Source organism: Gammaproteobacteria bacterium (genome assembly GCA_028817255.1).
Taxonomy (GTDB): Bacteria; Pseudomonadota; Gammaproteobacteria; order Porifericomitales; family Porifericomitaceae; genus Porifericomes; species Porifericomes azotivorans.
Window position 1 is genome coordinate 3807 of sequence record JAPPQA010000041.1, and the last position, 5786, is coordinate 9592.

Here is a 5786-nt window from a genome sequence, read left to right on the forward strand (position 1 = left end):
AGGCGCAGTTTTGCGGCGGCGACATCACCGGCAACGGCGGCATCCCGCTGCTCGGCACCGTTGACCGCAAACTCGGTTTGACCCGGGCGCTCGCCCGGATGCTGCGCGATACGCGCCGCAAAGCCAGTTGTACAGTTGTGTCTAATTATTCAGGACCTCTATCGGAGCAGTGTAGTCCAGGCATTTCAGACGGGTTCGGTTGTAATTCTCCACAAACCGATAGATGAAGGCGTTCCTTTGCTCATGGTTGCGGAACTTCCTCCTGCCGTGATGACTCTTGACGGCAGGCCTGCTGCGCACCGCTTCGCTGATGCGTCGGTTGAAACGCCCCACCATGCCGTTGGTCTGCGGGTGCCACGGGCGAATCAGACGATGCTCAATCCGCTGCGCTTGGCAGATGAGGTCAAACGGGTGCCTGCCGCTGGGCCTGCCCTTGGGCTTGTTTTTCTGGCGCTTCCATCCAATCCGGTATCGACTATGTAAAGTGGAGGCTAAAAGATAAACATGAAGTTGCACAAATTGGCCAAGACCACGTCCGCTACTCGGGCGTATATCCAGAACTCGTCCCAATCTGGTCCGGCTCTGGTGCGTGAGTTGGGGATTTCGGTACAATTGGGCGATTCTGGCGCTACTGGTGCGGGCGTTGCGCCGACAGTGGCCGAGGGTGGAGATCGTGCTTTGTGGCGACAGCGGCTTTTGCCACTGGAAGATGTTGCGCTGGTGCGAGCACTACGGGGTGAAGTGTCTGGTGGGAATCACTCGCAACCGCAGACTCCTGGCGTTGGCGGTCCCTTGGACCAGACTGGCCGAAGATCACTACGAAGCCACGGGCGCCAGAAGCAGCGCCGGTTTGCGTTGTTGCACTACGGTGCCCGCAGCTGGGGCCGGAAACGGCGCGTGATCGTCAAGGCCAAGTACGGCGCGCATGGCGCCACCCCGCGCTTTGTCGTCACCAACCTACAGGAGCACAGTCCCTGTATGACCAACTGTAATGTGTGCGCGGGGAGATGGAAAACCGGATCAAGAATCAACAGTTAGACTTGTTCGCAGACAGGATGTCCTGCCGCTGCTGATGGCCGAATCAGATGCGACTGTTGCTGTCGGGATTGGCTTACACTTTGTTCGAGGACTTGCGGTGCCTGGCCTTGAAGAGCACTTCTCTGGCGCGGGGCGGGGCTCGAATCGGATTTTCTCATACTGTTGAAGAGCAGCGCTGTGGTACTACGCAACAAGTCGTCGGGGTCGCTTGCTGTTGAGCAGCGCCTGTCCGCACCAACAGTTATGGTGAATCGCCGCTTGGTGCCTGGATATCTCGTAACCCTGATGTAGTGTTGCTTTGGCACGCAGACCAAGAATGGAGGAATGCGGGGAGCGTACGCCCGAAACCGGCCGAAACGCAAATCCCGCTCGAAAATGGACCGCTCCGAGCCCGCCTTCCTGTCAGCTATCCCAGACGACGACACATCCAGTGGCAAACTGGCACTCGTGCAATATCTGGGCTAGTATTTTTAGTTAGTACTCATAAGATATTTGACATGGTCCGGGGCGCTACATTCTGGAACAACTGTTCCCACAACCTGATGCCTCTCAAGTATCTTTGTGCCTGGTGTTTTATCCTCTCTGGATTTAGATAAAGCAGGATCTTGAGGGCGCAGTCCATCACATCATGTATTTTCCATTCCTTGCCGGTAATTCCTTTTTGTTGCATTTGTTCTTGCAGGCGATAACGTCGGCCGTCTAGAGCCTTATATTCATCTCGAATCATCTTTTGCCAGAAAGCGAGGTCCCTGGCTGTTGCACACAAATCATCGATATGCGCATTACTCGCATGGGCAAGTTGAAGACCCGAGCTAAGGACCTCTCCCATCATCTCTCGCTCTAGTTCTGACGTTTTGCAGTGCTTCATAGGTGACCAGGCATGAGTTCCTTGAACATTTGTCCGAGCGACTATGGCTCCCCTCCAAGAACACCCGGTAAGCCAAATCCAGTCCTCGTTGTAGCTCCGTGGAAAGGGCACACGCATTAGCCACTTCTGGCGATAGGCCAGGAAGCCTCCCGAAACCGGAAACGGGGGCTTGCACAGTTCAAATGCCTTGAGGCCTTCCGCTTTTCTGAACTCAAGCTCCGCACGTTCAACCATTGAGATATCTGGCATGCCTGACAGGCATCCACCCACAATACAATTTTCCTCATGCTCTAGTTTTTCCCACAAGCATTCAATCGAGCCCCTACCATTTTCTTGAGATCGACCATCTAATTCTACATCATCATCAATCATTGCTATGAAGGACCGGTCAGACGCTGTGAGTGCGGCTCCAAGTATCGCTAGGTAATTCCGAACGCCCCCCAGATCCCATTCTTTTCCTCCGAGCCAACGAACAAAGCGCCCTAGTGTATCAGCATCCGCATCAATGACGCGGGATTGTAACATCCTATCCAGAAAACGTCTCTGTTCCTCGGGGCCATGATACGTCACGGGACCACCTTGTGTTGCTGTGTTTCGATTCTTTTCCCTTGCCGATGGCATGGTGGAGTCATCTATGAGTAGCACTTGGCTGTTTGAACAATAGCCGCTCTCAATGTCTCGAACAAGAGCGCTAATTGTCTTAGTCAGTTGTTCCGGACGATCCCGTGTAGGACAGAACACGACATTGCTGTTATGGCAAGGCGCGTATCCTGACTCGTTACTCACGATCTCACCATGGGTGTAAATGAAACGTAGACATATCTATATCGCTTTTTGATGATTGTCCCCCAGATACGTTCACCGGAACGAGCACAGCAAACTGTAGTGTCCCAGAGCAGTGCTTCATCACGCGTTTTACATTCTTCTTTCCGATGCTGTTCATGCCGAAGGCGTGGACACTACCAAGTACCCCAAAGGTCTGCAGTCCGCCAATCATAATGACGACATTCTGTCGGTTCAGCGGATTTGGAAACCTGGCAAATAGCCCATAGTCGTGTGTTACGTATTTTCTGTTTTTTTGGAGTTGGAACCCCTTTTTTGTTGTTCGCTCATACAGGGCTATTTTTTTTTTCTGGTTACGGTATGTGAATGGGAAAGACTGTCTATCAAGAAGATCTTTAGCAAACGAGTTGAAATCCGGTCCGCCAATGACTATCACGTTGCCCTGGCGATCTCTCTGTTGTAGTTCTTGTGCAGTAACGTACTTAGTTTCCATGTTCGGAGCTAGTTGCGGCAGTAGCGTTAGAACCTCGACAAGAGCGTCGAGGTCGCCGAATCGTGCTAGGTTTACAAACTCCGGTGAGTCTGGCTTGGCATACTTCGGCTGGTACGAAGGTGGCAGTTCAGGACAAATGATCGTAGTCTGTTGGCTTCGAGAGCTTCCTGACCAAATCTTCCGCAAGTCAGCCCAGGCATCTTGTCGCTGTTCTTGTTTAATCTGGCCCCGAATCAACTTCTTAATGTGTTGTGCGATACGTCCAACCATCTGGTCGCTGCCACCGTCTAGATACTCCAATCGAAGAATGTCCTGAACATCGCTGGCGATACGTACCTTTTGCGATTCTTGCTTTTTGAAAAGCAACAGTGGTTTCGTAACCAGTGATGCGTAGGCCAGCCCCATCTCGAAGTACACATTCGAATTCTCCTCGGATACCTCAAATATCGCTGCTGCGGCGTTCTTAACGAGGGAGATAATCTGTGAGTTGATTGGTTCGCCAGGATTAGCCTGATGCCTAACCTTTATGCTTACCCCCGGGTGTGTGCGCTGAAGATCATCTTGTGCCATCTCGGCGGCGCGTTCGACGGCAGAAACGATGTCACTGCGATCATATTTTTTTGATCGGAATTGTAAGCCAAGGAAGACGGTGTAGGTGCGTGATGAAGGAACTCGCGGACGGCTTGTAGCCATCTTTGGAGATGATCTTTCCTTTTTGGACGTGGAGTTTTTCTGCCTTGCCCTACTCATGGACAGACCTCTTTTGCGTACGCCACTCCGCAGCTGTGTAGTGCTTGGTTCCTATGACGAGCGAGCCCGGTAGAACGTCTTTCGTAACTATCGCACCTGCCGCCACGTAGGCTTCGAATCGAACTGTGATGCCCCCGATGAGTAGAGCGTCGAATCCCACGACTGCCTTCTTTTCAACTACTGGAGATGGCTCCTCGGTTTCATCCCAGGATGCGCGTGGATCTTTCAGTTTGTGAATTAGCTTGCCGAGCACGATAGCCCCATCACCAACTGAAGAGCGATCACAGCAAAACCCTCCTATCACACACTGCGTCCCTATCTTGACTTTCCAATGCAATTGTGCAGCATATTGAATCCGTGAATCATTTCCGATGGCGCACTCGCTTCCGATAGAACAGTGATTTTGTATAAGCACACGATGCCCTATTTTTGCGCCAGAGTGGATCACGCAGTGAACTCCCGTGCAGACATCCTTCCCAATCAAGGTTTCGTGCGGGGCTTCTCTTTCTCGTATGTCTTCACACGTAGGGACGCCAATGATCGAGTAGTCCCCGATGCATGTGCCAGATAGAATACGGACTGTTCCGTAGACCATAACCCCTGTACCGAATCGGACACCGGGGAACTCGTCAGGAGTGGCTAGCCTCAGATATGTTTCAATATCCAATTTGCCACCTCGGCGAATACTATTTCCTCGGAATCCTCGAACCCGTGATCAGCCCCCTTGATCGGAAGAAATCGGGCGTGCCCACAGTTCCAGGCTAATTCCTGTGCAACATCGAACGGTACCATCGTATCATCGGTACCATGAACAATGAGGGTTGGCACTGAGAGTGTCGTAAGCACTTGGCCAGGATTCAGGGTCTCGAATTCCTTGAGCAGTTCGTATCCAAGAGAAAATCCATCCAAGTCGAGTTCGCCAGTGGCTTTGGCCCTAGCGAGGGTATCTGGGGTAAACCACTCCGACGCCCACTCCGTCTCCGGTTGCAAGAACGTGCGCCGATAATCCAGGACCGGGGCGAGAAGAACGAGAGAGGATATCCAATCTGGTTTGCGCTTAGCCGCTAAGCTTGCGATCCCGGCTCCAAAGCTCGTCCCGACGACCGAGAGGCGAATCCATCCAAGGGAATGGAGATAGTTGGCTGCTACTATTAAGTCTTGCACTTCGCCGTTGATCGTCATGTCTTGAGGACGACCGCCGCTTTCACCGTGACCTCGAAAGTCGAAACGAAGACTCTGGATCCCCCTTCGGGCTAGCAGCGTTGCGAGGCGCGTGTAAAACCCACCTTCGTTCTTTTCGACGGTGATACCGTGGGCAAGCAGTGCGGCACCACTGGCTTTGCCAAACGGTGTTGAGAGTATGGCCGCGAGGGAAATATTATCAGAGGTTCTGATGTGCAGTGTAGATTGCTTTGGTTCTGTACTCATTTCTGTATCTCCTGCGAAACTTCGGTATCTGAATGGAATTAAATCCCCAGTACTTCACGCTCACGAAATAATCCCTGATGTTGTTCGATTTCTACCTCGCTTAACAGCCTGTTAGATTTGGGGTACAGCAACAGCACAGCAAGGACAGAAAGGGCATTCCGAGAACGAGCATTCCATCGGCTTGCCTGTTTGCCATAATTGCGCTTCGACGGCTTCAATGACAAAATGTGTCAAATCGTCCTTGGGGCCCCAATCCTTCAGGTTGCGCGGCAATAACATGGGCTGGCGTCGGTCAGCAGGAACAAAATGGACCATAGATTTTTCTCCTTAAATCCTAAAAGGCGGGGAAGATTCTACCAGATTGCGCCCCAGTCTGACAAGACTGTGTATGGGGACGAAAGAGCCACCGTAATCTGCAAATCTACA

Annotated in this window: 6 protein-coding genes and 1 pseudogene; 2 read left to right on the forward strand and 5 right to left on the reverse strand. The window is 52.2% G+C overall.

The annotated features are described in order from the left end of the window. The coding region (locus OXU43_02110) for a hypothetical protein (protein MDD9823955.1) at positions 1-227 on the forward strand (227 nt) is incomplete at its 5' end. Here OXU43_02110 and OXU43_02115 read toward each other — a convergent pair. Further along, a pseudogene (locus OXU43_02115) lies at positions 142-426 on the reverse strand (integrase core domain-containing protein). The gene OXU43_02110 and the pseudogene OXU43_02115 overlap by 86 nt on opposite strands. Before the next feature lie 163 nt (positions 427-589). Between OXU43_02115 and OXU43_02120 the strand changes: the two are divergent. After that, a complete protein-coding gene (locus OXU43_02120; protein MDD9823956.1) occupies positions 590-901 on the forward strand; it encodes a transposase in 312 nt (103 codons plus the stop codon). 618 nt (positions 902-1519) lie between these two features. On the opposite strand, the gene OXU43_02125 is transcribed toward OXU43_02120, so the two are convergent. The 4 genes from OXU43_02125 to OXU43_02140 all read right to left on the reverse strand — a co-directional run bounded on the left by OXU43_02125 (position 1520) and on the right by OXU43_02140 (position 5360). Continuing rightward, complete coding sequence (locus tag OXU43_02125; GenBank protein MDD9823957.1) at positions 1520-2278, reverse strand: hypothetical protein; 759 nt, start codon at positions 2276-2278, stop codon at positions 1520-1522. A gap of 418 nt (positions 2279-2696) precedes the next feature. Further along, positions 2697-3875 carry a hypothetical protein gene (locus OXU43_02130; protein MDD9823958.1) on the reverse strand — a complete coding sequence of 393 codons (1179 nt, stop codon included), beginning with the start codon at positions 3873-3875 and terminating at the stop codon, positions 2697-2699. A 49-nt stretch (positions 3876-3924) separates the two neighbouring features. Beyond that, positions 3925-4599: a hypothetical protein gene (locus OXU43_02135; protein MDD9823959.1), complete on the reverse strand. Its 675-nt coding sequence runs from the start codon at positions 4597-4599 to the stop codon at positions 3925-3927. Then, positions 4578-5360, reverse strand: a complete 783-nt coding sequence (locus OXU43_02140) for an alpha/beta fold hydrolase (GenBank protein MDD9823960.1) — start codon at positions 5358-5360, stop codon at positions 4578-4580. The genes OXU43_02135 and OXU43_02140 overlap by 22 nt, the downstream gene beginning before the upstream one ends. Positions 5361-5786 lie beyond the last annotated feature (426 nt).

Excerpts from the sequence above, each read along its gene's own strand:
- OXU43_02130 (MDD9823958.1), bottom strand. The coding sequence starts at position 3,875 with ATGGCTACAAGCCGTCCGCGAGTTCCTTCATCACGCACCTACACCGTC.
- OXU43_02140 (MDD9823960.1), bottom strand. The coding sequence starts at position 5,360 with ATGAGTACAGAACCAAAGCAATCTACACTGCACATCAGAACCTCTGAT.
- OXU43_02125 (MDD9823957.1), bottom strand. The coding sequence starts at position 2,278 with ATGATTGATGATGATGTAGAATTAGATGGTCGATCTCAAGAAAATGGT.